Below are 23,615 nucleotides of genomic sequence, written 5' to 3'. Positions count from 1 at the left end.
GCCAACCGTCGCTGTCCAGGCGCATTTCGCTTTCCAGCGAAAACACGCCCTGCCGCCCCCAGAAGCCCATGGCCTCCAACGAGGGCGGGTGCTCCGGCTGGTAGATGCACAACATGCACGGCGGGCAGTTCATTTCCTTGACGACAAGGGTGGGTGGATGCTGTCGGGCCATGAGCAGGTTCCTCAGTCTTTCGAGATGATTCCCTCGGGCAAACCCCATGCCCTTTTGCGATGCGACCACAGTTCGTTACGCACAGGCCTGCCCGATGCGAAGACCGGGGCATGCGGCCAAGGGAGAATCCGGATCAGCGCACGTTATACGTGCACCTAATATCTCCATTCCATCAATACCAATGTCTTGGGAGGACAGCATGCAAGTTTCTTCAATTCGATCATTTTCACAGCAGGTTTTACTCGCGTCGCTCATGGGCGTCTCGGCAGCGCAGGCGGCCGGTTACACCGTGCTGGACCTGGGACCAGCCGGCGCCTATGACATCAACAGCCAGGGCCAAGTGCTGGGCCTGAACACCCTCTGGGACAGCGATGGCACCGCCCACCCTTTGACGGGCCTGAGCAAGGGCCTGAAGCTCAATGACCAGGGCACGGTGCTGGGCATCGTCACCACGGTCACCTCCGACCCCCGCTATCCAGGCAAGCAGATCGCCGTGCGCACCGCCGACGGCACAGTGACGTCCGTGGACAGCATCTCGCCCATCGCGGACGAGTTCAAGGACTTGATCGCCATCACGCCGACCAACACCGTGCTGGTCAAAGGCAACAATGGCCTGTCCTTGTGGAACCCGCAAAACCCGGTGCTCGTCCCCGTGAAGACCACGGGCGTCAACTACAACTTCGAGGCCACGGGCCTGAGCGCCGGCGGCACCATCATTGGCAATGCCACCCAATCCACCAACACCACCCAAGGCTACAAGATCGTCTACTTGGTGGGCACCCTCACAGCCAGCAACCCTGCCCTGGTGACGCCCACCAAGTACTTGAGCTTCAAGCCACTGGCCATCAACAGCGTGAACCAGGTGGTTGGGAAGAAGGACACGGTCAATTCCAAGCTGGCCGTGACCGCCACCAAGGCCTACCTCTGGAGCAGCGCCACCGGTGAAAAGGCCCTGCCCAGCCTGTTCCTGTACGCCTTCTCAGAACCGGCGGACATCAATGCCAAGGGACAAGTGGTCGGGACGGCCAGGTTCTCTGCTTCAAGCACCACCACGGTGGCCTTCGCGTGGTCGCCCAAAACAGGCACGGTCAACCTGAACAACCAAATCGGCAGCGCTTCGTCGACGGTCAAGGTGCTCAGCGCCAAGGCCATCAACGACGCAGGTCAAATTGCCGGCTACGGCTTGATCAATGGCGAATACCGCTCGCTGCTGCTGACGCCCAAGCCCTGACCGATGATGGATGAGCGGGCAGTGACCGTTGGTCAGAACAGCTGCAAGCTCAGCCAATAGGCGATGGCCGCCACGAAGGCCGCCGCCGGAATGGTCAGGATCCAGGCCCAGATGATGTTGCCGGCCACGCCCCAGCGCACGGCGCTGGCCCGCTGCACCGAGCCCACGCCCACGATCGCGCCCGTGATGGTGTGCGTGGTGGACACCGGCACGCCCAGTGCCGTGGCGATGAACAGCGTCATCGCGCCACCACTTTCGGCACAGAAGCCGCCCACCGGCTTGAGCTTGGTGATCTTCTGGCCCATGGTGCGCACGATGCGCCAACCGCCGAACATGGTGCCCGCGCCAATCGCCATGTAGCAGGACACGATCGCCCAGGTCGGCGGCGCCGCGTCGGTGGACGAGGCGTAGCCGGTCGAGATCAACAGCATCCAGATGATGCCGATGGTCTTCTGCGCGTCATTGCCGCCGTGGCCCAGGCTGTACGCCCCGGCCGACAGCAATTGCAAGCGGCGGAACCAGCGGTCGACCCGCGTGGGCGCCATGCGCCGGCACACCCACGCCACCAGCACCATCATCAGCGAACCGAACACATAGCCCAGCAGCGGCGACACGAAGATGAAGGTGACCGTGCGGATGATGCCGCTCGACTCCAGCGCACCCGCGCCGGCCTTGGCCATCACCGCCCCCACGATGCCGCCGATCAGCGCATGCGATGAGCTGCTCGGGATGCCGTAAAGCCAGGTGATCACGTTCCAGGTGATGGCACCGATCAAGGCGCCGAACACCACGTGCACATCGACCACGCCCGGGTCGGCGATGCCTTTGCCCACGGTGGTGGCCACACTCAGGTGGAAGATGAAGATGGCGACGACGTTGAAGAAAGCCGCGAACAGCACCGCTTGCGCGGGGCGCAGCACGCCGGTGGACACCACCGTCGCGATCGAGTTGGCAGCGTCGTGGAAGCCGTTCATGAAATCGAACAGCAGTGCCAGCACCACCAGGAGAACCACGACCCACAGGGCCGCCTGCATGGAAACCATGGTCAGCCGCCCGGATCAGGAGTTCTCGAGGATCACGCCCTCGATCAGGTTGGCGACGTCCTCGCACTTGTCGGTCACGGTTTCCAGCATCTCGTAGATGGCCTTGAGCTTGATCAGCTCGCGCACATCGGGTTCTTCGCGGAACAGCTTGCTCATCGCGGCGCGCAGCACGCGGTCGGCGTCGGATTCGAGCTGGTCGATCTCTTCGCAGGTCTTGAGCGCGGCCTCGGCGGTCTTGGCATTGCCGATGTCGTGCAGCAAAGACACGGCCGAACGCAGGCGCTCGCAGCACTTCACGCCCAACTCGGTCAGGCGGATGATCTCGTCGGTCATCGTGCGAACGTCGTACAAGGCCATGGTCTCGGCCGCGCCATGGATCAGGTCGGCCACGTCGTCCATGGTGTTGATCAGCGAGTGGATCTGTTCGCGGTCGATCGGGGTGATGAAGGTCTTGTGCAGCAGCTTGTTGACTTCGCGGGTGACGTCATCGGCCGAGTTCTCGGCGCCATCGACTTCCTGGGTGTACTTCTCGCGCAGGATGGGGTCGTTGTAGTGCTTGACCAGGTTCGCGAAGGCGTGGGCCGCCGCGACGGTGTGGGTGGCGTGCTGGTTGAACAGCTCGAAAAAATTGCCCTCACGGGGCAGAAGTTTTCCAAAAATCATGGGGTGGTCTCGCGTGTCATGGTGATGACAGTCACTGGGCAGAGTGGGGATTTTACCCGCCTGGGGCCTCCCTGATTTTTTCGCGATTTTGTGCATCCAGTCACGGTTTTCGGGCGTATGGGTCTTTGCAGTCGCCCGTCCATCCCGCCAAACCACCCCTGGAGCCTGTCATGCCCGCCTCAAAACCGCCCTCGTCTTGGCCTTTCACCCGGTTGTCCTTGGTCGCCAGTGCCTTGTCCCTGCTGGCCTCCAGCGCCATGGCGTCCAGCCACCGCGAAGCGCCTTTCATCACCACCGCGCCCAAGGTGGACGCCACCGACTTCTACATCTTCAACAGCTACGAAGGCGTGGCCAGCAACGGCACGGGCGGCAAAAGCGCCTTCGTGACATTGATCGCCAACTACCTGCCTTTGCAGGATGCCTACGGCGGCCCGAACTATTTTTCGCTCGACCCGAACGCCCTGTACGAGATCCACGTGGACAACAACGGCGACGCGGTGGAAGACATCACCCTCCAGTTCCGTTTCAAGAACACCTTGAACGCCTCAGGTGCGGGCATCACCCTGCCCATCGGCCCCACGGGCGCCAAGAAAAATGTGTCGATCCCGCTGCGCCAGGCGGGCGGCATCTCCGGGGTGTCGGGTGATCCGCTCAGCTTCAGCGAAACCTACGAGGTGTTCATCGTGCGCGGCGACCGCCGCACCGGCACGCGCCAGCAAATCAGCATCGCCAGCGGCAGCCCCACGGGCGAAACCGGCACCACGTTCACCAAACCGATCGACTACATCGGCGAGAAGACCCTGGGCGACGCCGCCACCTACGACGCCTACGCCAACAAGTACATCTACAACATCACCATCCCGGGTTGCAGCACACCGGGCCGGGTCTTCGTGGGCCAGCGCAAGGAAGCCTTCTCGGTCAACCTGGGCCGCATCTTCGACCTCGTCAACGCACCCGCCAGCGTGATCACCAACGAGGCCAACGCCAAGGCCTTGAATGGCACCAATGACGCCAACGAGTTTGGCGAGCTGTCTGGCAAGAACGTGACCTCGTTGGCCGTGGAAATGCCCGCCAGCTGCCTGACCGCCTCTGGCCCGGACAAGGTGATTGGCGCCTGGACCACCGCCAGCCTGCGCCAAGCCCGGCTGCTGGACGGCAAGCCCAAATCCGGGCTGCAGGCCAGTGAGAAGGCCGGCGGCGCCTGGACACAGGTCTCCCGCCTGGGCATGCCCCTGGTCAATGAGGTCGTGATCGGCTTGAAGGACAAGGACAAGTTCAACGCTTCCAAGCCCAAGGACGACGCCGCGAACTTCGCCGACTACGTGACCCACCCGACCTTGCCAGCCCTGGTCCAGGTCTTGTTCCCGACCGCCGTGGCGCCGACCAACTTCCCCCGCAAGGATTTGATGACGGCCTTTCTCACCGGCTTGCCCACCGTCAACCGCCCGGCCAACATCACCGACCTGACCGGTGCTGACGTGACACGCCACGGCCCCCTGGCCGAGATGCTGCGCCTGAACACCGCCCTGCCGCCCACCCAGATCGCTTCCCAGAACCCGCTGGGCGTGGCCGGTGGCGACCTGGCGGGCTTCCCGAACGGACGCCGCCTGGGCGACGACGTGGTGGACCTGTCCTTGCGCGTGGCCATGGGCGCCCTTTGCACCCTGACCGGATCTGCCGACGCCCTGATGGTGGGCTGTCATCCCTCGGACGCACCGGTGGGGGGCCTGGGCTTCAACGATGCGGTGCGTGCGGACCCGACGCACTTCAAGAGTGCCTTCCCCTACCTGAACACCCCGTTGCCCGGCGCGAAGAGCCTGTGAGGAAATGATGGCCATGACACCTGCCCAAAAACTCATCCTGGCCGCCCTGGTGGCCACCGGCACCACCGCCTTGCTGGTGGCCTGCGGCGGCGATGGTGGCGGAGGCCACACCTCGACGCCTGCCGACATCACCGCCGAGGTACCACCGGCCGCGGCCACCTCGCCATCGGTGGCCACCAGCTACGTCGCCGACCTGTCGGCCGTGCCCACGGCCACCTCGGACGTGCTGGAGCCGGTCACCGTGCCGGACATGCTGGCCTCGGACGACAACGCCGAGCCCACCACGGTGAACTGAACGCTGTCGCCATGAGGCTTTCGGGACGCGCCTGCTGCCTGCTCATCACCTTGGTGACGGGCATGGCGCAGGCCGCCCCTTTCACGCCCGCCAGCGACCGCGAGGTGATCGAGACCTTGCGCGATCGCCCCTTGTCTGACGAGGAAAAAAACTGGCGCGTCCTCCGCGCCCAAGCCCGACGCCACCCCCAGGATGCGGACGTGGCCACGCGCATGGCACGCCAGGCCATCGAGATCTCACGCCGCGATGGCGATCCGCGCTGGATGGGCCAAGCCCAAGGCGCCTTGCAAGCCTGGTGGACCCAGCCCGCACCGCCCACTGGCGTGCGCCTGCTGCGCGCCACCATCCTGCAGAACCAGCACGACTTCGCCCCGGCCCTGAGAGACCTGGACGCCGTGGTTCGGCAAGACCCGGCCAATGCCCAGGCCTGGCTGACGCGCGCCTCGGTGCTGCAAGTGCTGGGCCGCTACGACGAGGCCAGAACCGCCTGCGAAGCCCTGCCCCGCATTGGCGCTCCATGGCATGGCCAGGCCTGCCTGCTGGAATTGTCGAGCCTGCAAGGGCAAGGCGAGCGAGCCATGGCCGCCTTGCAAGCCCTGCGTCGGCAGGCTCCACCCGCGCTGCACCCCTGGTTGTCGCTGATCCAGGCCGAACTGTCCGAACGACTGGATCGGCCCGCCGAGGCCGACTCCCTGTACCAACAACTGCTGCTCACCGCGCCTGACGCCTACACCGAAGGCGCTTACGCCGACTTCCTGCTGGACCAGGGCCGGCCCGCCGAGGTGATCGAGCGCCTCGGCAAGCAACAGCGCAACGACGGCCTCCTGCTGCGCTTGGCCTTGGCTTACGCCCAGACCAAAGACGCCCGCCTGGACGCCACCGTGCAGGCCCTGCGTGCCCGCTTCAATGCCGCGCACGAGCGGGGCGATGCCGTGCACCGCCGCGAAGAGGCGCGCTTCACCCTGTGGCTGCTTCACCGCCCGGAGGCCGCGATGAAACTGGCCAAGGCCAACTGGGCGGTCCAGAAAGAACCCGCCGATGCCCGCATCCTCCTGGAAGCCGCGCGGGCCGCCCAGCAAGAAGGCATGGCCGGCCCTGTTCGCGACTTCATGAGCCGCTCCGGCTGGTCCGACCACCGCCTGGACACGCTGAAATGAACGCCAAACGACTCAAGGTCCTCTTGTTCGTGCTGGCGCTGGTGCTGCTGTTGCTCAGCAACCAGGGCCACGCCCACAAGCCCAGCGACAGCTACCTCACGCTGACGGTGCAGAAACTCGGCCGGGTCGATGTGGACTGGCACATCGCACTGCGCGACCTGGACGCCGAACTGAAGCTGGACCAGGACGACGACGGCCGCCTCACCTGGGGAGAAGTGCGCCCACGCTGGCCAGAACTGATGAACTTTGCCCGCCCAACACTGAGCTTGAGGCATGGGCAGGACGACTGCACGCCCGTGCCCACGGACACCCTGGTACCGCCCCAGATCGACACCCACACCGACGGACGCTACGTCGTCTTGCGCTGGACCGCCCAATGTCCCATGAGCCCAGGTCAAACCTGGGACAGCCTCACCGTGGACTACCGCCTCTTCGCCTTGACCGACCCCACGCACCGCGGCATCGTGCGCTGGCGCACACCGACGGCTGAAGCCGGCACCGTCGTGCTCGGCATGCCCAGGCCCCGCCATGGGCTGACCTTCACGGGCGCGCAGGGCATGGCGCAGGCGATCGCCCAAGCGGCTTCGTCCACACCGGCAGCACCGCCCTCCCCCCCGCCATCGCCCCCCGCTGAATCCTTCTGGTCCGGCCTGTGGCGTTACATCCAGGATGGCGTCCACCACATCGCCATCGGCACGGACCATGTCCTTTTCCTGCTGTCGCTCCTGCTGGTTTCGGTGTGGCAACGGCAGGCGCGCCCCCGTTGGTGGCCGCCCATGGCCGGATGGCGGCCGAGACCTCGGTGGTCTGCCTCACTTCGCGAGGTGCTCAAGCTGGTCACCGCGTTCACCGTGGCGCATTCGATCACCCTCGGGCTCGCCGCCTTTGGTGTCTTGTCACCGTCCTCGCGCTGGGTGGAATCGCTGATCGCGCTCAGCGTGCTGCTGGCCGCGGTGGACAACCTGCTGCCGATGCTTCGAGGGCCGCGCTGGGGGGTGGTGTTTTGCTTCGGGCTCGTGCACGGCTTTGGCTTCGCGGGGGCCTTGCAGGACCTGGGCTTGCCCCGCCGGGATTTGGTCGCGCCTTTGCTGGGCTTCAACCTGGGCGTTGAACTGGGGCAACTGGCGCTGGTGTCCGTGGCCTTGCCCATCATGTTGACGATGCGCCGCACGGCCCTGTACCGCTGGTTGGCGGTGGGCGGAGGCTCCTTGCTCATCGCCGCGATGGCCTTGGTTTGGCTCATCGAACGCGTGTTCGAGGTGGTGATCCTGGGCTGAAGCTCGGCTGATCAGCTGCCCGGCACCACCACACGCCGCTTCTTGACGGTCACGACCACGGCGGCACGTTGCTCGGTGGTCGGCTGACGCACCACGGGCGCCCGCACCACGGCGGGCTTGGCGGACCGCAGCAGGTTGTCGATGCGGCTCTTGTTCAAGGTCTGGCGCATGTCGCCATTGACCTGAAGGTAATTGCCCTCCTGGTCCTTGGCCAAGGCGCCGATCTCGATGCCGCGCCGGATGGTGCCCAGGAACTCCAGATCGTCGCGCGGAAAGGCAAAGCGGTGCCAATCCTCGCCCAGAACGACCTGGTTGTTGTTGCCTTTGTGCTTCTTGGGGGAAGGCTTCATTGAACTGCTGCTCTCAGCGGCGCACAGTGACAGTTGGCGCACGCTTGATGGGTTCTCTCGCCCGGGCTCTGGAATCACTTGTTGTTTTGCTATTTTGCCAATTTTGCGGCGGCGCCGTTCTAAAAACACCCCGCAAAAAACCAATCTTCACCGGCAGGGTGATGATTTTACCCTGCGCCCCCCTTCTCTTCAAAGGCGGCATGGGTGGACGCTCTCGACACCCGGGATGCGATCGCATAGATGGCTCTGCCATTCCGCTGCACAATGTTTGGCAAGCAATCCAAGGGGGAAACCATGGTGTCACCAGTCAAATTCACGTCTGCGGCAAGGAGAAGGCTGTGAGCGATCTTTCCGCGAACCTGCCGCAGATCATCAGCGCGGCCGCCCAGAGCCAGTTGGGCATCCTGGCCCTGCTCTCCGTCGCACTGTCTGTGCTGGCTTACTTCTTCTTTTCCACCGCCTCGGAAAAGGTCAAGGTCGGCATCTTCGCGATGCTGTTCGTGGGCGTGATCGGCTTTGGCGTGGCCATGTTCCGCACGCCGCCTTCTTCATCGCCTCAGGTGTCGTCCACGCCTTCCTCCACAGACACGGGCCGAAGCGAAGCCAGCGGCAGTGCCGTGGCCGCCACGGTGCCTCAGCCGCAGACACCGGCAACACCGGCAACGGACGATGCTTTCACCGGCCATTGGTCCGGCCAGGCGCGGGATACCGAAGGCACCGTGTTCCAAGTCGATGTGCGAATCGACCGTCCCTGCACGCCAGGGCAGCCTTGCGGCTCCATCCGCGTCTCCCACGTGCCGTGCCAGGGTGAGCTGACCCTGGAGCAGGTCAAAAATGGCGACCACGAGTTCTCTGTCGACCACTTCAGCGGCGACAGCGCCGCCAGTTGCACCAAAGGTGCAGGCGAGCATTTCCGGCGCCAGGCCGATGGCTCCCTGCTGTACACCACCAGCTACGAGCCCAAGGCGCACGCCGTGCTGGTGAAAAAGCCCTAGTGCAAAGCAAAAAAAGCCAACCCTTGTGAGGTTGGCTTTTGAATGTTTGATTGGTGCCGGAGAGATGAATCGAACACCCGACCTTCTCATTACGAATGAGCTGCTCTACCGACTGAGCTACACCGGCAATCCAGACAAAAATTCTAGCACGTCTTTTTGATCAAGCTTTCTGGCCGGCCGCATCGAGGTGGTACTGCGTCACGCGCGCCACCTCGTTCTTCGAACCCAGCACCACGCTCACGCGTTCGTGCAACTGCGTGGGTTGCAGATCGAGGATGCGCTGCGTGCCGTTGGTGGACATGCCACCAGCCTGCTCGACCAGGAAGCTCATCGGGTTGGCTTCGTACATCAGGCGCAGCTTGCCGGGCTTGTTCGGCTCGCGCTTGTCCCAGGGGTACATGAAGATGCCGCCGCGCGTGAGGATGCGGTGCACGTCGGCCACCATGGAGGCCACCCAGCGCATGTTGAAGTCCTTGCCGCGCACGCCGTCCTTGCCTTCCAGGCATTCGTCAATGTAGCGCTTGACCGGCGGCGCCCAGTGGCGCAGGTTCGACATGTTGATGGCGAATTCCTTGGTGTCCTCGGGGATCTTCACATCGCGCTGTGTCAACACCCAGGCGCCTTGCTCGCGGTCGAGCGTGAACATGACCACGCCCTGTCCCACCGTCAACACCAGCGTGCTTTGCGGACCATAGACGCAATAGCCGGCGCAGACCTGGGTCGTGCCAGCCTGCAGGAAGCTCTCGTTGGTCACAGCGCCGCCCTGGTGCTTGAGCACCGAGAAGATCGTGCCGATGCTGACGTTCACGTCGATGTTGCTGGAGCCATCCAAAGGATCGAACAACAGGAGGTAGTCGCCTTGCGGGTAGTGCTTGGGCACCGCGTGCATGTCGTCCATTTCTTCGGACGCCATGCCGGCCAGGTGGCCGCCCCATTCGTTGGCTTCGATCAGCACCTCGTTGGCGATGATGTCCAGCTTCTTCTGCACTTCGCCCTGCACGTTCTCGCTGCCGGCGGTGCCGAGCACATCACCCAGGGCGCCCTTGTTGACGCTGATGGCGATGCTCTTGCAAGCGCGCGCGACCACTTCGATGAGCAGGCGCAGTTGCGGGGGCAATTGCGCGGGGCCGCGCTGTTGCTCGATGAGGTATTGGGTCAGGCTGACACGGTGAGACATGGTGAAAAGTGCTTCCTAGGTTTTCAAAAACATCAGTCTTGCAGGGCGCGCGTGACGATCTCGCGCACATCGTCCGACAGTTCGACCCGGCCGGCCACGCGGTTCAGCGCCTCTTGCGCGGCCGTGCGGTAGGGCTCGGCCAGGCGGCGCCAGTGGTCCAGCGCGCGCGCCAGGCGGGCGGCCAGTTGCGGGTTGATGCCGTCGATCTCGATGACGCGGTCGGCCCAGAACACGTAGCCGGCCGCGTCGGTGCGGTGGAAAGCCGCCGGATTGGCCGAGCACAGGCTCATCAACAGGCTGCGGGCGCGGTTGGGCGTGCGCAGCGTGAAGTCCGGGTGGTGCATCAGGGCTTTGCAGCGGGCAAAGACCTTGCCATCTTTTTCGGGGGCGGCGGCCTGCAGCGAGAACCACTTGTCGATGACCAGGGGCTCGTCCTTGTACTGCGCGTGGAAGCGGTCCAAGGCGGATTGGGCCAGTTCGGAATGGCCTGCCACCAGGGCGCTAAGGGCGCCCAGGCGGTCGGTCATGTTGGTGGCGTCCTTGTAGCGCTGGAAGGCCTTGCCGGTCCACAAGGGGTTGTTGCGCACACTGGCTTCCAGGCACAGCATGCTCAGCGCCAGGTTGGCCAATGCACGGCGGCCCATGCTGACGGCATCGGGCGTGTAGCCGCCATTGTCGTGGTTGGCTTCATAGGCCCAGGCCCAGTCTTCGTGCAGGGCTTGTGCCAACTGCAGCTTCATGGTCTCGCGCGCGGTGTGGATGCGCTGCGGGTCGACCACGTCGAGCTGCTCGGCCACATAACTTTCGCTGGGCAGGGTCAGGACCAGGTCCTTGAAGGCGGCGTCGAGTTCGGGGTGGCGCAAGATGCCGCGCAGGGCCTGCACGAAACGGTCGTCCAGCGTGGCCGGGCCGTGGCCATGCACGGCGGCCAGCAAGCGGCGCAAGGCCAGCTTCTGGGCGGCTTCCCAACGGTTGAAGGGGTCCAGGTCGTGCGACAACAGCGTGAACAAAGCGTCGTCGTCCAGTTCGGCTTCCAGCACCACGGGGGCCGAGAAGCCACGCAGCAGCGAAGGCACCGGTTCGGTGGGCACGTGCACGAAGGTGAAGGTCTGCTGCGGCTCGGACAGCACCAGCACGGTCTGCGGGCCGGTGGGCGCGGCATCGCCTTCCAGGTGCAGGAACAGGCTGCGGCCATCGTGCGCCACCAAGCCCATGGCCACGGGGATCACACAGGGCGCCTTGGTGGGCTGGCCCGGCGTGGGGTTGCAGGACTGGCTCAGCGTCAGGGTGTAGGTGCGGGCTTCGGCGTCGTACACACCCTTGGCCTGCACACGAGGCGTGCCCGCCTGGCTGTACCAGTTCTTGAAACCGGGCAGGCGCTTGGCGAGTTCACTGTCCGGGTTGGCATCGGCGATGGCTTGCGCGAAATCGTCGCAGGTCACGGCCTGGCCATCGTGGCGGTCGAAGTACAACTTCATGCCAGCGGCAAAGCCAGCCTCGCCCACCAGCGTGTGCATCATGCGCACGACTTCGGCGCCCTTTTCGTACACAGTGGCCGTGTAGAAATTGTCGATGGCCATGTAGCTGTCGGGGCGCACGGGATGGGCCATGGGGCCGGCATCTTCAGGGAACTGCACCTGGCGCAGGGTGCGCACGTCTTCGATGCGCTTGACGGCGCGGGCGCTGGTGCTGCCGGCCATGTCCTGGCTGAACTGCTGGTCGCGGAAGACGGTGAGGCCTTCTTTCAAGGACAGCTGGAACCAGTCGCGGCAGGTGACGCGGTTGCCGGTCCAGTTGTGGAAGTACTCGTGGGCAACCACGCTTTCGACGTTGCCGAAATCGACATCAGACGCCGTGGCGGGGTTGGCCAGCACGAACTTGGTGTTGAAGATGTTGAGCCCCTTGTTCTCCATGGCGCCCATGTTGAAGTCGCTCACGGCGACGATCATGAAGCGTTCAAGATCAAGGCTCAGGCCGAAGCGGGCTTCGTCCCAGGCGATGGAGGCCATCAACGAGTTCATGGCGTGCTCGGTCTTGTCGAGGTCACCGGCGCGCACGTAGATCTGCAGCAGGTGATCCTTGCCGGCGCGCGTGCGGATGCGCTGCTCGCGGCGCACCAGGTCGGCGGCCACCAGCGCGAACAGGTAGCAGGGCTTGGGGTGCGGGTCTTCCCAGACGGCGTAGTGGCGGTGGGCGTCGAGCGCACCTTCTTCCACCAGGTTGCCGTTGGACAGCAGCGCAGGGTACTTCAGCTTGTCGGCCTTCAAGGTCACCTTGTAAGTGGCCATCACGTCCGGGCGGTCGAGGAAATAGGTGATGCGGCGAAAGCCCAGGGCCTCACACTGCGTGAAGAAGCCACCGCTGCTGGTGTACAGGCCCGACAGCTGCGTGTTCTTTTCAGGGGCGCAGGTGTTGCGGATCTCCAGCGTGAAGGGTTGGTCGGGCAGCTTGTCCAGCACCAGTTGCTGGTCTTCCACCCGGAACGAGATCGATTCGCCGTCGACCAGCACCCGGGTCAGGTTCAGGTCCTCGCCGTCCAGGCGCAGTGAAGCACCAGGCTGATCGGCGTTGCGCTCCAGGGTCATCTTGTTGATGACCAGGGTCTTGGCCGGGTCCAGGTCGAAGGTCAGGTCGACGGTCTTGATCCAGAACGCGGGCGCCGCATAGTCTTCGCGGCGGATCATGTGGGCAGTACCTTCACGCATGGTGTGCTTTCTCAAACGCCTTGTTTCAGGCTGGCCTCGATGAAGGCGTCCAGATCGCCATCCAGAACCTTCTGGGTGTTGGAGATCTCGACGTTCGTGCGCAAATCCTTGATGCGGCTGTTGTCCAGCACGTACGAGCGGATCTGGTGACCCCAGCCCACATCGGTCTTGGTGTCTTCGAGCTTTTGCTGCGCTTCCTGGCGCTTGCGCATCTCGAAGTCGTACAGGCGCGAGCGCAGGCGCTTCCAGGCCACATCGCGGTTGCTGTGCTGCGAGCGGCCGTCCTGGCACTGCACGACGATGCCGGTGGGGATGTGCGTCAGGCGCACGGCCGAATCGGTCTTGTTGATGTGCTGCCCGCCCGCGCCAGAGGCCCGGAAGGTGTCGGTGCGCACATCAGCCGGGTTGATGTCGATTTCGATGGTGTCGTCGATCTCAGGGTAGACGAAGACGCTGGCGAAGCTGGTGTGGCGGCCACCCGACGAGTCGAAGGGCGACTTGCGGACCAGGCGGTGCACGCCGGTTTCGGTGCGCAGCAGGCCAAAGGCGTACTCGCCCTCGACCTTGATCGTGGCGCTCTTGATGCCGGCCGTGTCGCCATCGGTGAGGTCTTCGACCGTGGCGGTGAAGCCCTTGCGCTCGGCGTAGCGGATGTACTGGCGCAGCAGCATGCTGGCCCAGTCGCAGGCCTCGGTGCCGCCGGCGCCGGCCTGGATGTCCAGGAAAGCGGGCAGCGGGTCGGCCGGGTTGTTGAACATGCGGCGGAACTCGAGCGCGCTCACGCGGGATTCTTGCGTGGCCACGTCGTCGAAGATGGCTTGCAGGCCGGCGACATCGTTGTCGGCCTTGGACATGTCGAACAGCTCGGCGTTGTCGGCCAGGCCGGATTCAAGCTCGGCGATCGTCAGGACGACGTTTTCAAGCGCCTTTTTCTCTTTGCCCAACTCTTGGGCGCGCTTGGGATCGTTCCAGACGGCGGGGTCTTCGAGTTCGGCGTTGACTTCGCTCAGGCGGCGGGATTTTTCATCCCAGTCAAAGATACCTCCGGAGGTCAGCGGTGCGCTGACCCAAATCAGCAATCTGCTGGCCCAGGGAATTGATGTGTTCGATGTCCATGTTCTCTTGTGTCCGCAATCGGGTTCAGGGGGCGCCCGGGGCGCCGATCAAAGGGTATTTTCTCATGCGATATCCCCGAGATCAGGGATTGAGGAATTTGGCGATGTGGCTGGCCAATTCCACGGGTTGGTCATGGTGCACCATGTGGCCCGCATCGCGGATGGTTTCCATCCTGAAATGGGGGACTGATTGGACCCGGTCCAGGAACTCGTCGCGGGTGAACTTGCCATTGAACAGCAAGAAATAGACCGTCTGGTCGGCCTCGACGAAGAGCACCGGCATGGTGATGCGCTGGTAAAAAGCCTGCACCTCTTCCACCCGGTAAAGGATGGGCTGGGAGCGCTTGTGGGCCGGGTCGGCGTTGATGTGCCAGCGGCCGCCCTCCTCGCGCGCCCATTGGCCGGCCAGCCACAGGGCGAAATCCTCGCGCAGGCGCGGGTTGGTGGACTGCAGGCGCTTGGCCACGCCCTCCACCGACTCGTAGTCCTTCAGGCGGGCGGGCTCTTTGAGCTCATTCAACCATTTGACGTAGCGGCCGGGGGCGTCCTCGGGCCGGGTGGCGGGCATGCCGAAGCCTTCCAGGTTGACCAGGCGGCGGATGCGTTCGGGACGCACCGCGGCGTACAGCATGACCACGTTGCCGCCCATGCTGTGCCCCAGCAGGTCCACCGGCTGGCCGGGCGAGAGTTGGTCCAGCAGGGCGTCGAGGTCGCCCAGGTAATCGGCGAAAAAATAGCTGTCGGCAGGTGGGGTGCTGGTCAGGCCGAAACCGCGCCAGTCGATGGCGGCGATGGGGCGGGTTTCCCAGCCGGGGATCTGCCGCAGGGCATCGACCATGAACTGGAAAGATGCGCCCACGTCCATCCAGCCATGGGCCAGCAGCAAAAGGGGCTGGTCGGCCGAGGCCTGGGCCAGGTCGCCCCAGACCAGCACGTGGTGACGCAGGCCACGGGCCTCGATGAACTGTGAACGGGCATCGAACAGTGGCGAATAAACAGCTGGCATGGTCATGGTTTCGTGAAGTAGTTCATGGCGCCAGACCCCCGCCTGAGGGGTGGCGCAAGGGGTCATCCCTAGATGATGGCCCATGGCGCGATTTTTCACATAAGCTGCGACGTTACCTCCTCGAATCCACAATGTGAGCGCGACCGCCACCACTTCTTCCTCGCCAAACGCGTCCAATGCCCTGCCCATGCCGGCGCTGGGCCGCTTCGGTCCATTGGCCCTGGCCGTGGCGGCATTGGCGGCCATTTGCGTGGCCTTGATGGCCTGGTCCCACATGAGCTGGCGCGACCTGCAGAACCGGGGGCACACCTTCGACACCCTGCTGGCCCAGACCCGGCTCGAGTCGCTGCGCAGCCAGTGGCTGGCCGAGCAACTGCTGGAGGGGCGGATTCCGTCCAACCACCAGCGCGTGCAGGCGCCCTTGAACGAGGCGGTGCAGGCCGCCGCGCAGTTGCTGGAAGCGCCGGCGCCGGCCATGCGCACCACCCTGCAGACTTTGCTCAGCCGGCTTCAGAACGCCCAGCATTTGCTCAAGCAGCGCCTGGAACAACCCGCCACCGTGCCCGCCTCGCAACTGATGGCCGCCATGGAAGCCGTGGACCAATCGGCCACCCAGGCCCGCCAGGAATGGCAAGGTGTGCAGCGCGAAGAGACCCACGCCCAGCGCCAGATCGACCTGATCAACATGGGCATCGTCGGCCTGGTTACCTTGATTTTGCTGACGCTGATCGGCCGCGCCCACAAGCAGCGCGAGGCCGCCACCCAGGCCCTGATGCGCCGCGAAGCCGAGCTGCAGGCCTTCGCCGACGCCTTGCCCGACCTGGCCTTCCTGCTGGACAAGGATGGCCGTTACATCGAAATCTTCGGCAACCACTCGTCCGCCCTGCTGGGCCGCCCGCGCGAACAGCTCATCGGCCAGTTGGCGTCGAAATTCTTCTCGCCGGCCAACACCGCCTTGTTCATGGGCACGCTGACCAAGGCCCTGGAAACCCGCCAGACCCAGCCCTTGAGCTACCCCATCCGCATCATGGGCGGCCAGCGGCATTTCGACAGCCGCTGCGCGCCCGTGGGCGACACCGACCGCGTGGTCTGGATGATCTGGGACGTGACCGCGCGCCGCCGCGCCGAGCAGCGCCTGGTGCACATGACGCGCCTGTATGACTTCCTCAGCCAGGTGAACCAGGCCATCGTGTGGTCCACCACCGAAGCCGACCTGCTGATCCACGTTTGCCGCGCCGCGCTCGAACACGGCCGCTTCAAGAAAGCCTGGGTGACCTTGAGCCACTGGGACGGCGACATCATGAGCTGCGAGGTGCTGGAAGGGTGCGCGCCCCTCGACGCCATCATGCAGGCCTTCGACGGCTTCCTGCCCAGCCTGGACAACGAAGCCCCGATGGACCGGGCCATGCACGAAGGCCGCATCTTCCACACGGCCGACCTGGCGCAGGTGCCCAACCGCCCCGCCTGGGCCGACGAGGCCCTGAGCCTGGGCCTGAAGGGCTGCGCCATCGTGCCGCTGCGCCGCGACATGCAGCTGATCGGGCACCTGTTCCTGCTCGACAAGCAATTGAACGCGCAAGACCAGGACGAACGCGCCCTGTTCGAAGACGTGGCCAGCGACCTCGGCTTTGCGCTCACCAACCTGCACCGCGAATCCCTGCGCGAACTGGCCGAAGAGCGCATCCGCCTGCACGCCGCCGCGCTCGAAAGCACCCGCGACGGCATGGTGGTGCTCAACCGCGACCGCGTGCTGGTGTCCATCAACCCGGCCTTCACCGACATCACTGGCTACACGGAAGAAGACGTGCTGGGCCACACGCCCGAGTTCCTCTTCCCCGACAACCCGCGCGACGTCATCAGCGACGTGCGCAAGGGCCTGATGACCGAAGCCAGCTGGCAAGGCGAGGTCTGGAGCCAGCGCAAGAGCGGCGAGCTGTTCATGACCAAGTTGTCGGTCAGTTCGGTGCGCACCGCCGCCGGCAAACCCAGCCACTTCGTCTGCGTGATGACCGACATCACCCAGCTCAAGCAGACCGAAGAGCGCCTGGCGCGCATGGCCCATTTCGACACCCTGACCGAGCTGCCCAACCGCGCCATGATCCACGAGCGCCTGGCCCACGCCGTGAGCCTGGCCGAGCGCCACCGCACCCTGGTCGGCGTGGTTTTCGTCGACCTGGACAACTTCAAGACCGTGAACGATGGCCTGGGCCACGCCGCTGGCGACAACCTGCTGCAGCAGGTGGCCCAGCGCCTGAGCCAACGCGTGCGCCAGGAAGACACCCTGGGCCGCCTGGGTGGCGACGAATTCATCCTGGTGCTCGAACACCTGCGCCACCCGCAGCAGGCCGCCCACGTGGCGCAAGCCATCCTCGACACGCTGAACGAACCGTTCACGTTGGACAGCGGCCAGCAGGTCTACGTGCGCGCCAGCATCGGCATCAGCATGTACCCGGAAGATGGCTTGGACGCCGCCGAGTTGATCCGCGATGCCGATGCGGCCATGTACGAATCCAAGCGCCGTGGCCGCAACAACTTCAGCTTCTACACCAGCTCCTTCACCACCGACGCCACCAGCCGCCTGCACATGGAAACGCGCCTGCGCCGCGCGGTCGAGCATGGCGAGTTCGTGCTGCACTATCAACCGCTGGTGCGCCTGACCGACCGCAAGGTCGTCGCGCTCGAAGCCCTGGTGCGCCTGAAGACGCCCGACGGCGTGCTCGAGCCTCTGCCCTCGATCGGTCCCGACGAATTCATCCCCGTGATGGAAGACACCGGCATGATCGTGGCCCTGGGCGAGTGGGTGCTGAACGAAGCCTGCCGCCAGGGCAAGGCCTGGCTGGATGCCGGCATCGACTTCGGCCGCCTGTCGGTCAACCTGTCGCCCAGCGAAGTGCGGCGCGGTGGCGTGGTCGAACGGGTGTCGCGCATCCTGAACCGCTCCGGCCTGCCCGCGCATCGCCTTGAGCTGGAGATCACCGAAAGCGGCCTGATGGAATCCAGCGTGGGCGCCGAGCAGTTCCTGCACATGCTGCACGCGCTGGGCGTGTCCTTGTCCATCGACGACTTCGGCACGGGCTACTCGTCACTGGCCTACCTGAAGCGCTTTCCAGTGCACCAGCTCAAAATTGATCGCAGCTTCATCCAGGACTTGCCCGGCAACAGCAGCGATGCCCAATTGGTGCAGACCATGATCTCGCTGGCCCAGGGGCTGAACCTGAACGTGGTGGCCGAAGGCGTGGAGATGCCCGACCAGGAAGCCTTCCTGGCCTCGCTGGGCTGCGACATCGCCCAGGGCTACCTGTTCAGCCGCCCGGTGCCGCCCGAGCAGATCGAAGTGATTTTTGCAACAAGCTGAGGCGAGCAAAAAAAGCACGATCGTTCGATAATGGCGCACCGCAGCATTGCCAAGGTCGCCAACATGTCATCCCAACTCACCGCCACCACGCCCCTCGCCAGCCTTCTGGCCGCCCGAAGCCTTCAGGGCCACCGCGTGACTTTCCGCGTGACGGAAGACTGGCAACAGGGCCGCACCCTGTTCGGGGGCCTGTTGTCCGCGCTGTCGGTGCAGGCCATGCGCGATGTCTGTGGCGCCGACTGGCCGCTGCGCGCCCTGCAGACCAATTTCGTGGGCCCGGTCAGCCTGGAGCCCTTCCAGGTCGAGGTCGAACTGCTGCGCCAAGGCAAGAACGTGCGCCAGGTCAAGGCCACGGTGAAGCAGGCCGATGCCCAAGGCACCGAGCAAGTGTGTGGCGTGTTGCTGGGCGTGTTCGGCACCGGCCGCGACTCCCAGATCGCCACCCGCAAGCCCGAGCAACCGCCCGCGGCGATCAACGCCCAGGACGCCACCCCGCTGCCCTACCTGCCAGGCCTCACGCCCAACTTCACCCAGCACCTGGATTTCCGCCTGGGCGAAGGCGCTTTTCCCTTCACGGGGGGCGGCGACTGGCTGACCCGCTACCACCTGCGCCTGAAAGACAGCGCGGGCGTGGACAACGAACTCATCGCCATCATCCTGACCGACGCCGGCCCCACGCCCGCCCTGTCGCAGGCCAAGGCCTTCGCGCCCGCAAGCTCGGTGTCATGGGCACTGGAACTGCGCCCCGTGGCCAACATCGATCCCCAAGGCCTGTGGCGCCTGGACCAGGACACCATCGCCTACGACGAAGGCTATGCCAACGACCGCTCGCAGCTGTGGACGCCCGACGGCCAGTTGGCGGCCTTCGGTTACCAGGTGGTGGCCGTGTATGCCTGATCCGGTCGCGGCGCTCGCCGACGAAGGGCCACGGGCTGCGCCCGCCTCGCTGGGCGAGTTGTTCATCGCCTTCACGCTGCTCGCCCTGCAGGGCTTTGGCGGCGTGATCGCCATCGCGCAGCGCGAACTGTGCGAGCGCCGCCGGTGGCTGACGGCCAAGGAATTCGTGGAACTGCTGGGCACCGCCCAGGTGCTGCCCGGCCCCAATGTCTGCAACCTGTCGCTGATGATCGGTGACCGCTTCTTCGGCTGGCGCGGCGCCGCCGTCGCCCTGGCCGGCATGATGGCCGCGCCGCTGGTCCTGATGCTGATCCTGGCCTGGCTCATCACCTTGTTGCCGCATGGTTCGACCGCCAACGGCCTGGTCCGGGGCGCGTTGACCGGCATCGCCGCCGTGGCCGCCGGCCAGATCGTGGGCACGGTGCTGCGCCTGGCCGCGCCGCTCAAGCAGCATCCGCTGAAACTGGGCCCTTGCCTGGCCCTGGTGGCGGCCGCCTTCGGCATGATGGCCTGGCTGCACTGGCCGCTGGTCTGGGTGCTGCTGGGCCTGGGCACCGCCACCTGCCTGCTCACCTACGCCGCGCTGCGGCGCCGTGCCGCGTGAGCGCCGCCCTGGCGCCCGCCGCCGAGCCGCTGGGCTGGTCGCCCGAGGTCTGGTGGGCCTTGTTCCAGCACTTCCTGGCCTGGTCCTTGATGTCGATCGGCGGGGCGATCACGCTCGTGTCGGACATGCACCGCGAACTGGTGAACGAGGCCCGCCTGCTGAGCGATGAAAATTTCACCGCCGCCATCGCCCTGGCCCAGGCCGCGCCGGGCCCGAATGTGCTGTTCGTGGGCCTGATCGGCTGGTACAGCGCGGGCCTGGGGGGTGCCTTGAGCAGCCTGGTCGGCATCATGATCCCAGCCAGCACCCTGGCCCTGACCGCCTCGCGCTGGGTCTCGTCGCGCCGCGGCTGGCTGGGCGTGCAGGCGTTTCAATCGGGCATGACGCCGGTCACCATCGGGCTGCTGCTGGCCACGGGCTGGCTGCTGGCGCCCTCGGTGCAGCACCCGGCCGCCCTGCTTTTGAGCGCCGCCGTGGCCTTGCTGGTGTGGCGCACCAAAGTCCCCTTGATCGCGCTGGTCGGATTGGGGGCCGTGCTGGGCGCCCTGGGCTGGGTGTAGGCTTGCCACGATGAAGCCAAGTCACACCCACGTCAACGTCGTCCACCGCCCTGAAGCCCAGTGCTTCGAAGCCATCGTCGAAGGGCAACGCTGCGTGGTCGAGTACCACCTGCGCGGCCAGATCGTCAGCATGACCCACACCGTGGTGCCGCCTGCGCTTGAAGGCCGGGGCATCGCGGCGGCGATGGTGAACGCGGCGCTGGTCTGGGCACAAGGTCAGGGCTTCAAGGTTGATCCGTTGTGCAGCTATGTCCGGTCTTACCTGCAACGCCACCCCGAGTGGCAAGCGCTCCAGGCCTGAGAGACAGCGCGCCTCGTTCAGGGCCTCGGCGATCCCGCGGGCGCCACGCCAAACGCCCGCTGGCGTTGAACCGGGCTCATGGCCCGAGCCAACTCGTCGGCGAAACGGGCTTGGCGTCGGTGCGCACCGTCCGTGTCCCGGTCGATGCTGGAGACCCGCACCAACAGGCCATCCAGCACACGGCCACGCAGGCCCAGCGACAACTGCTGCAGCTTGAAGGACGAGTCGTCGGTGACCACGCCGTCGCCCAGCAGGCGCCAGTAGGTGATGGGCTCCGGACGGCCGTCCATGTGCGCCTGCAAGCGCGTCACCGGGAAAGGCTGGCCCAGGACTTGAATCGTCTCGGGCCGAACGTCCTGCACCTGGAAACCGCCCGCCTGATAACAGACCTCCGGCCGGTGCATTTGCAAACCCACCGATTGTTGCCGGCCATAAGCCACCGACAGCATCAGGCGTTGGCCCTGGCCGTTGATGTAGGTGCGTTCCAGCACCTGGTCGTACATCTGAAAGCGCCTGGCCTGGTCGACCGCCGGCCGGACGAACACCGCGGCGGCGGGGTCCAGGCGCCAGTCGCCGACCTGGCTGGGGAAGATGTCTTCCAGCGGGACCCGCGCGCGGGTGTCCATGGCGGCCTGTGTCCCAGGCTTGCCGAGGGCGCTGAAACCGGCCACGGCCACCATGCAGGCGGCCAGGATCCAGGCCTTGGTGCGGTTGGCGCTCACCGTCGGTACCTCTCGGGCAAGACCGCGCCCAGCGCCCGGTCGGCACCGCCAATCAAGGCCAAGGCCAGCCCGAACAGCACCAGCCCGGCGAAGTTGTGCAGGAAGCCCTGCCCCACCCGGTCGCCAAAATGGTAGGTCACGACCACCAGGATCATCACGCGCAACACATTGGCCAGGAAGGACAAGGGCACCACCAGCACGGCCAGCAGCACATTGCGCAGCCAGGACTGGTGGTTCATCAGGTTGCTGTACAGCAGGCCCATGGCCTCCAGGATGAACATGGAATGCAGCCCGGCGCAGGCTTCTGCAACCAGCAACTGGTACTGACCCACGGTGATGACCACGCCCACGTGGCCCACCGGGTAACCCACCCAGCCCAGCACCGTGCTGGCCACCACCGACACGGCCTCTTTCATGGGGCCGGTCACGATCAGGATCACCGAAAACGGCAAGGGCACGACGAACAGCAGGAACAGCAGCACGAACCAGGTGTGCCGCAGCACGGCCCAACCCTTGAAGCAGGCCAGCAGCGCCGCCAGGATGAAGAACAGCGACAGGATCTCGACCCGCAGGAACTGCTGGGTCCGGCCCAGGGCGTAGAACAGCAGCCCCAAACTCAACACCAGGATGGGGCCCCAGGTGGCGGGCCTGTCGGGCAAGGCGGCGATGGTGTCGGCCTGGCGGTAGAACAGCCAGGCGCCAGCCGCCAGCAGCAGCACCTCGTGGCCCTGGCTGTAGGAGGCCCATTCGCCGAACAGGAAGTCCCAGAACGTGGGCAAGACCAGGGCCGCCAGGCCCAGACCGGCGGTGGCCCAGAACCGGCGGTCCGGGTCGGCGCTCGCGAAGGCCGGCGTGGGGTGGTTCACCGGGCTGCCGACGCCGCGGCGGAAGCCGAGGGGGCGCTGGCCGCCGAGGCGAACTGCCCGAAGAACTGGATCTTGGCGCCCTGGCGCAGGGTTTCCATGCCCTTCACCACCGCATCACGCCGCCGCTGGTTGGTCAGCACCGTCTGGATGGCCTGGGCCGCATCGCGTCGGTTGACCGATCCGGGCTCGGAACGCACCAGGGTGCCGATGACCAGGCCGTTCGGCCGCTCCAGCACCAGGGACTGCCCAGGCTGCAACTGAGAGATCTGCTTGAGCAATCCCAGCGGCAGGCTTTCGGCCCACTCCACCATCTCGCGGCTGCTGGTCGGCAGGCCGCTGGCGCGCACCAGCTCAGTGACCTCCGCCAGGCTGGTGGTGGCCTTGGCCCGGTCACGCCAGGTCGGCGCATCGGCCGGGCTCACCGTCAACGCGGTTTCCTGGATGACGTACTGGCGGCGCTCCTTGAACAGTTCGGGGTGCTCGTCGTAATAGCGGTCGATGTCGGCCGTGTCGGGCGGAACCGCCTTGTCGGCCAAGCGGTCCTGGTACTCGCGCGCCAGCACTTCGCGCTTGGCGAGTTCCATGGCCTGCAGCACCTTGGGACTCTTGTCGAGCTTTTGATCACGGGCGGCCTGGGCCGCCAGTTCTTGCTCCACCAGGCCCTGGAGGACTTTTTCACCCGCAGCCTCGCCGAGTTGCGAGGACAGCGCGGGCTGGCGCTGCAGCACGGTCTGCACCTGGTGCACCGAGATTTCACTGCCATTGACCTGGGCCACGATCTGGCCGTCGGCGGGCGCGGTCTCCCGATTGCAAGCGGCCAGCAGCACCATCAGCAAGGACAGCGAACCCACTTTGAACACGCGCATGAATCCGGACTCCAAGGACTGTGAGGAAGGCATTATCAGCGAGAGCCCGTGGTGATCGCCCCAAAGAAAACGGGCCCGAAGGCCCGTCATCCTTGGCGACCTCGGCCGCCCTTCGTGCGCCTTGAAGGCGCCCGGTGCTGTCTCAGCGTGCGGCGCGGCTGCGGCGAACCATGAAACCCACGCCAGCCAGGCCCATCAAGGCCATGGCGAAGTCGGCGGGTTCAGGCGCGGGCGAAGCCACGGGGGCCGTGGGCGTCTGGTTCACGACGGCGTGGATGGTGCCGTTGTAGTAGCCCGAGGTCAGGAAACCGGTGCCGACCTTCACGGTCAGGGCCATGGTGTAGCTGCCAGCGCCCAGACCCACGAAGGAGAAACCGTCGTCGGCGTTGATGTCCTTCAGGGCGGACGACAAGGTGCCGCCCGACAGGACGATCT

The 23,615-nt window shown here is 65.5% G+C and carries 22 protein-coding genes and 1 tRNA gene; 11 read left to right on the top strand and 12 right to left on the bottom strand.

The annotated features are described in order from the left end of the window. Positions 1-371: 371 nt before the first annotated feature. Positions 372-1,403, top strand: coding sequence for a DUF3466 family protein (locus ACREB4_RS19305; RefSeq protein WP_431589875.1), 1,032 nt, complete (start codon positions 372-374; stop codon positions 1,401-1,403). A 32-nt stretch (positions 1,404-1,435) separates the two neighbouring features. On the opposite strand, the gene ACREB4_RS19300 is transcribed toward ACREB4_RS19305, so the two are convergent. Beyond that, complete coding sequence (locus tag ACREB4_RS19300) at positions 1,436-2,446, bottom strand: inorganic phosphate transporter (protein WP_431589874.1); 1,011 nt, start codon at positions 2,444-2,446, stop codon at positions 1,436-1,438. A gap of 15 nt (positions 2,447-2,461) precedes the next feature. Then, positions 2,462-3,109: a DUF47 domain-containing protein gene (locus ACREB4_RS19295; protein WP_431589873.1), complete on the bottom strand. Its 648-nt coding sequence runs from the start codon at positions 3,107-3,109 to the stop codon at positions 2,462-2,464. Between the two features lie 170 nt (positions 3,110-3,279). On the opposite strand from ACREB4_RS19295, the gene ACREB4_RS19290 reads away from it, so the two are divergent. The 4 genes from ACREB4_RS19290 to ACREB4_RS19275 are packed head-to-tail and all read left to right on the top strand — an operon-like array spanning position 3,280 to position 7,661. After that, on the top strand, positions 3,280-4,932 hold the full coding sequence (locus tag ACREB4_RS19290; protein ID WP_431589872.1) for a DUF4331 domain-containing protein: 1,653 nt from the start codon (positions 3,280-3,282) through the stop codon (positions 4,930-4,932). 13 nt (positions 4,933-4,945) lie between these two features. Beyond that, positions 4,946-5,227, top strand: a complete 282-nt coding sequence (locus tag ACREB4_RS19285; RefSeq protein WP_431589871.1) for a hypothetical protein — start codon at positions 4,946-4,948, stop codon at positions 5,225-5,227. Between the two features lie 11 nt (positions 5,228-5,238). Continuing rightward, positions 5,239-6,384, top strand: a complete 1,146-nt coding sequence (locus ACREB4_RS19280; RefSeq protein ID WP_431589870.1) for a tetratricopeptide repeat protein — start codon at positions 5,239-5,241, stop codon at positions 6,382-6,384. Continuing rightward, positions 6,381-7,661 (top strand): HupE/UreJ family protein, encoded by a 1,281-nt coding sequence (locus ACREB4_RS19275; protein WP_431589869.1) that lies wholly within the window; start codon positions 6,381-6,383, stop codon positions 7,659-7,661. Before ACREB4_RS19280 ends, ACREB4_RS19275 begins: the two co-directional genes overlap by 4 nt. A gap of 11 nt (positions 7,662-7,672) precedes the next feature. Here ACREB4_RS19275 and ACREB4_RS19270 read toward each other — a convergent pair whose 3' ends face one another. Beyond that, on the bottom strand, positions 7,673-8,011 hold the full coding sequence (locus tag ACREB4_RS19270) for a hypothetical protein (RefSeq protein ID WP_431589868.1): 339 nt from the start codon (positions 8,009-8,011) through the stop codon (positions 7,673-7,675). Positions 8,012-8,349: 338 nt separating this feature from the next. On the opposite strand from ACREB4_RS19270, the gene ACREB4_RS19265 reads away from it, so the two are divergent. Further along, complete coding sequence (locus tag ACREB4_RS19265; protein ID WP_431589867.1) at positions 8,350-9,006, top strand: hypothetical protein; 657 nt, start codon at positions 8,350-8,352, stop codon at positions 9,004-9,006. Positions 9,007-9,057: 51 nt separating this feature from the next. On the opposite strand, the gene ACREB4_RS19260 is transcribed toward ACREB4_RS19265, so the two are convergent. The 5 genes from ACREB4_RS19260 to ACREB4_RS19240 form a co-directional block, all read right to left on the bottom strand. Further along, positions 9,058-9,133 (bottom strand) — tRNA-Thr (locus tag ACREB4_RS19260). A 33-nt stretch (positions 9,134-9,166) separates the two neighbouring features. Further along, positions 9,167-10,183, bottom strand: coding sequence for a class 1 fructose-bisphosphatase (locus ACREB4_RS19255; RefSeq protein ID WP_431589866.1), 1,017 nt, complete (start codon positions 10,181-10,183; stop codon positions 9,167-9,169). Between the two features lie 32 nt (positions 10,184-10,215). After that, a complete protein-coding gene (gene pepN / locus ACREB4_RS19250; protein ID WP_431589865.1) occupies positions 10,216-12,888 on the bottom strand; it encodes an aminopeptidase N in 2,673 nt (890 codons plus the stop codon). Between the two features lie 11 nt (positions 12,889-12,899). Next, positions 12,900-14,004 (bottom strand): peptide chain release factor 2 gene (gene prfB / locus ACREB4_RS19245; RefSeq protein WP_230182180.1). Its coding sequence is split into 2 segments (ribosomal slippage): positions 12,900-13,922 and positions 13,924-14,004, totalling 1,104 coding nucleotides; the frame shifts between segments, so codons are not numbered across the junction. Positions 14,005-14,085: 81 nt separating this feature from the next. Beyond that, positions 14,086-15,015, bottom strand: coding sequence for an alpha/beta fold hydrolase (locus ACREB4_RS19240; RefSeq protein ID WP_431589864.1), 930 nt, complete (start codon positions 15,013-15,015; stop codon positions 14,086-14,088). A 127-nt stretch (positions 15,016-15,142) separates the two neighbouring features. Here ACREB4_RS19240 and ACREB4_RS19235 point away from each other — a divergent pair, with 127 nt between their 5' ends. The 5 genes from ACREB4_RS19235 (at position 15,143) to ACREB4_RS19215 (ending at position 20,726) form a co-directional block, all read left to right on the top strand. Continuing rightward, positions 15,143-18,364 (top strand): EAL domain-containing protein, encoded by a 3,222-nt coding sequence (locus ACREB4_RS19235; protein ID WP_431589863.1) that lies wholly within the window; start codon positions 15,143-15,145, stop codon positions 18,362-18,364. A 63-nt stretch (positions 18,365-18,427) separates the two neighbouring features. Beyond that, on the top strand, positions 18,428-19,261 hold the full coding sequence (locus ACREB4_RS19230) for an acyl-CoA thioesterase (RefSeq protein WP_431589862.1): 834 nt from the start codon (positions 18,428-18,430) through the stop codon (positions 19,259-19,261). Continuing rightward, positions 19,254-19,865 carry a chromate transporter gene (locus ACREB4_RS19225; RefSeq protein WP_431589861.1) on the top strand — a complete coding sequence of 204 codons (612 nt, stop codon included), beginning with the start codon at positions 19,254-19,256 and terminating at the stop codon, positions 19,863-19,865. The genes ACREB4_RS19230 and ACREB4_RS19225 overlap by 8 nt, the downstream gene beginning before the upstream one ends. Next, on the top strand, positions 19,862-20,425 hold the full coding sequence (locus tag ACREB4_RS19220; protein ID WP_431589860.1) for a chromate transporter: 564 nt from the start codon (positions 19,862-19,864) through the stop codon (positions 20,423-20,425). The genes ACREB4_RS19225 and ACREB4_RS19220 overlap by 4 nt, the downstream gene beginning before the upstream one ends. Before the next feature lie 10 nt (positions 20,426-20,435). Then, on the top strand, positions 20,436-20,726 hold the full coding sequence (locus ACREB4_RS19215; protein WP_431589859.1) for a GNAT family N-acetyltransferase: 291 nt from the start codon (positions 20,436-20,438) through the stop codon (positions 20,724-20,726). 17 nt (positions 20,727-20,743) lie between these two features. Here ACREB4_RS19215 and epsI read toward each other — a convergent pair whose 3' ends face one another. The 4 genes from epsI to ACREB4_RS19195 all read right to left on the bottom strand — a co-directional run. Further along, positions 20,744-21,448 carry an exosortase-associated protein EpsI, B-type gene (gene epsI, locus ACREB4_RS19210; protein ID WP_431589858.1) on the bottom strand — a complete coding sequence of 235 codons (705 nt, stop codon included), beginning with the start codon at positions 21,446-21,448 and terminating at the stop codon, positions 20,744-20,746. After that, positions 21,445-22,314 carry an exosortase B gene (gene xrtB, locus ACREB4_RS19205; RefSeq protein ID WP_431589857.1) on the bottom strand — a complete coding sequence of 290 codons (870 nt, stop codon included), beginning with the start codon at positions 22,312-22,314 and terminating at the stop codon, positions 21,445-21,447. The genes epsI and xrtB overlap by 4 nt, the downstream gene beginning before the upstream one ends. Continuing rightward, positions 22,311-23,180, bottom strand: coding sequence for an EpsD family peptidyl-prolyl cis-trans isomerase (locus ACREB4_RS19200; RefSeq protein ID WP_431589856.1), 870 nt, complete (start codon positions 23,178-23,180; stop codon positions 22,311-22,313). Before ACREB4_RS19200 ends, xrtB begins: the two co-directional genes overlap by 4 nt. A gap of 142 nt (positions 23,181-23,322) precedes the next feature. Continuing rightward, positions 23,323-23,615, bottom strand: a 293-nt coding sequence (locus ACREB4_RS19195) for a PEP-CTERM sorting domain-containing protein (RefSeq protein ID WP_431589855.1), incomplete at its 5' end; no start/stop codon positions are given.

The sequence above is a fragment of the Aquabacterium sp. genome (genome assembly GCF_050725395.1).
Classification (GTDB): Bacteria; Pseudomonadota; Gammaproteobacteria; order Burkholderiales; family Burkholderiaceae_C; genus Aquabacterium.
The sequence above is the reverse complement of the archived record's forward strand: the minus strand, read 5'-3'. Positions and strand labels throughout refer to the sequence as shown.

Bases quoted from the DNA above. Each gene is read 5' to 3' on its own strand.
- pepN (WP_431589865.1), bottom strand. From the start codon at position 12,888: ATGCGTGAAGGTACTGCCCACATGATCCGCCGCGAAGACTATGCGGCG.
- ACREB4_RS19215 (WP_431589859.1), top strand. From the start codon at position 20,436: ATGAAGCCAAGTCACACCCACGTCAACGTCGTCCACCGCCCTGAAGCC.
- ACREB4_RS19280 (WP_431589870.1), top strand. From the start codon at position 5,239: ATGAGGCTTTCGGGACGCGCCTGCTGCCTGCTCATCACCTTGGTGACG.
- ACREB4_RS19200 (WP_431589856.1), bottom strand. From the start codon at position 23,180: ATGCGCGTGTTCAAAGTGGGTTCGCTGTCCTTGCTGATGGTGCTGCTG.
- ACREB4_RS19275 (WP_431589869.1), top strand. From the start codon at position 6,381: ATGAACGCCAAACGACTCAAGGTCCTCTTGTTCGTGCTGGCGCTGGTG.
- ACREB4_RS19300 (WP_431589874.1), bottom strand. From the start codon at position 2,446: ATGGTTTCCATGCAGGCGGCCCTGTGGGTCGTGGTTCTCCTGGTGGTG.
- ACREB4_RS19285 (WP_431589871.1), top strand. From the start codon at position 4,946: ATGACACCTGCCCAAAAACTCATCCTGGCCGCCCTGGTGGCCACCGGC.
- ACREB4_RS19295 (WP_431589873.1), bottom strand. From the start codon at position 3,109: ATGATTTTTGGAAAACTTCTGCCCCGTGAGGGCAATTTTTTCGAGCTG.
- ACREB4_RS19240 (WP_431589864.1), bottom strand. From the start codon at position 15,015: ATGACCATGCCAGCTGTTTATTCGCCACTGTTCGATGCCCGTTCACAG.
- ACREB4_RS19255 (WP_431589866.1), bottom strand. From the start codon at position 10,183: ATGTCTCACCGTGTCAGCCTGACCCAATACCTCATCGAGCAACAGCGC.
- ACREB4_RS19290 (WP_431589872.1), top strand. From the start codon at position 3,280: ATGCCCGCCTCAAAACCGCCCTCGTCTTGGCCTTTCACCCGGTTGTCC.
- ACREB4_RS19225 (WP_431589861.1), top strand. From the start codon at position 19,254: ATGCCTGATCCGGTCGCGGCGCTCGCCGACGAAGGGCCACGGGCTGCG.
- ACREB4_RS19270 (WP_431589868.1), bottom strand. From the start codon at position 8,011: ATGAAGCCTTCCCCCAAGAAGCACAAAGGCAACAACAACCAGGTCGTT.
- ACREB4_RS19305 (WP_431589875.1), top strand. From the start codon at position 372: ATGCAAGTTTCTTCAATTCGATCATTTTCACAGCAGGTTTTACTCGCG.
- ACREB4_RS19230 (WP_431589862.1), top strand. From the start codon at position 18,428: ATGTCATCCCAACTCACCGCCACCACGCCCCTCGCCAGCCTTCTGGCC.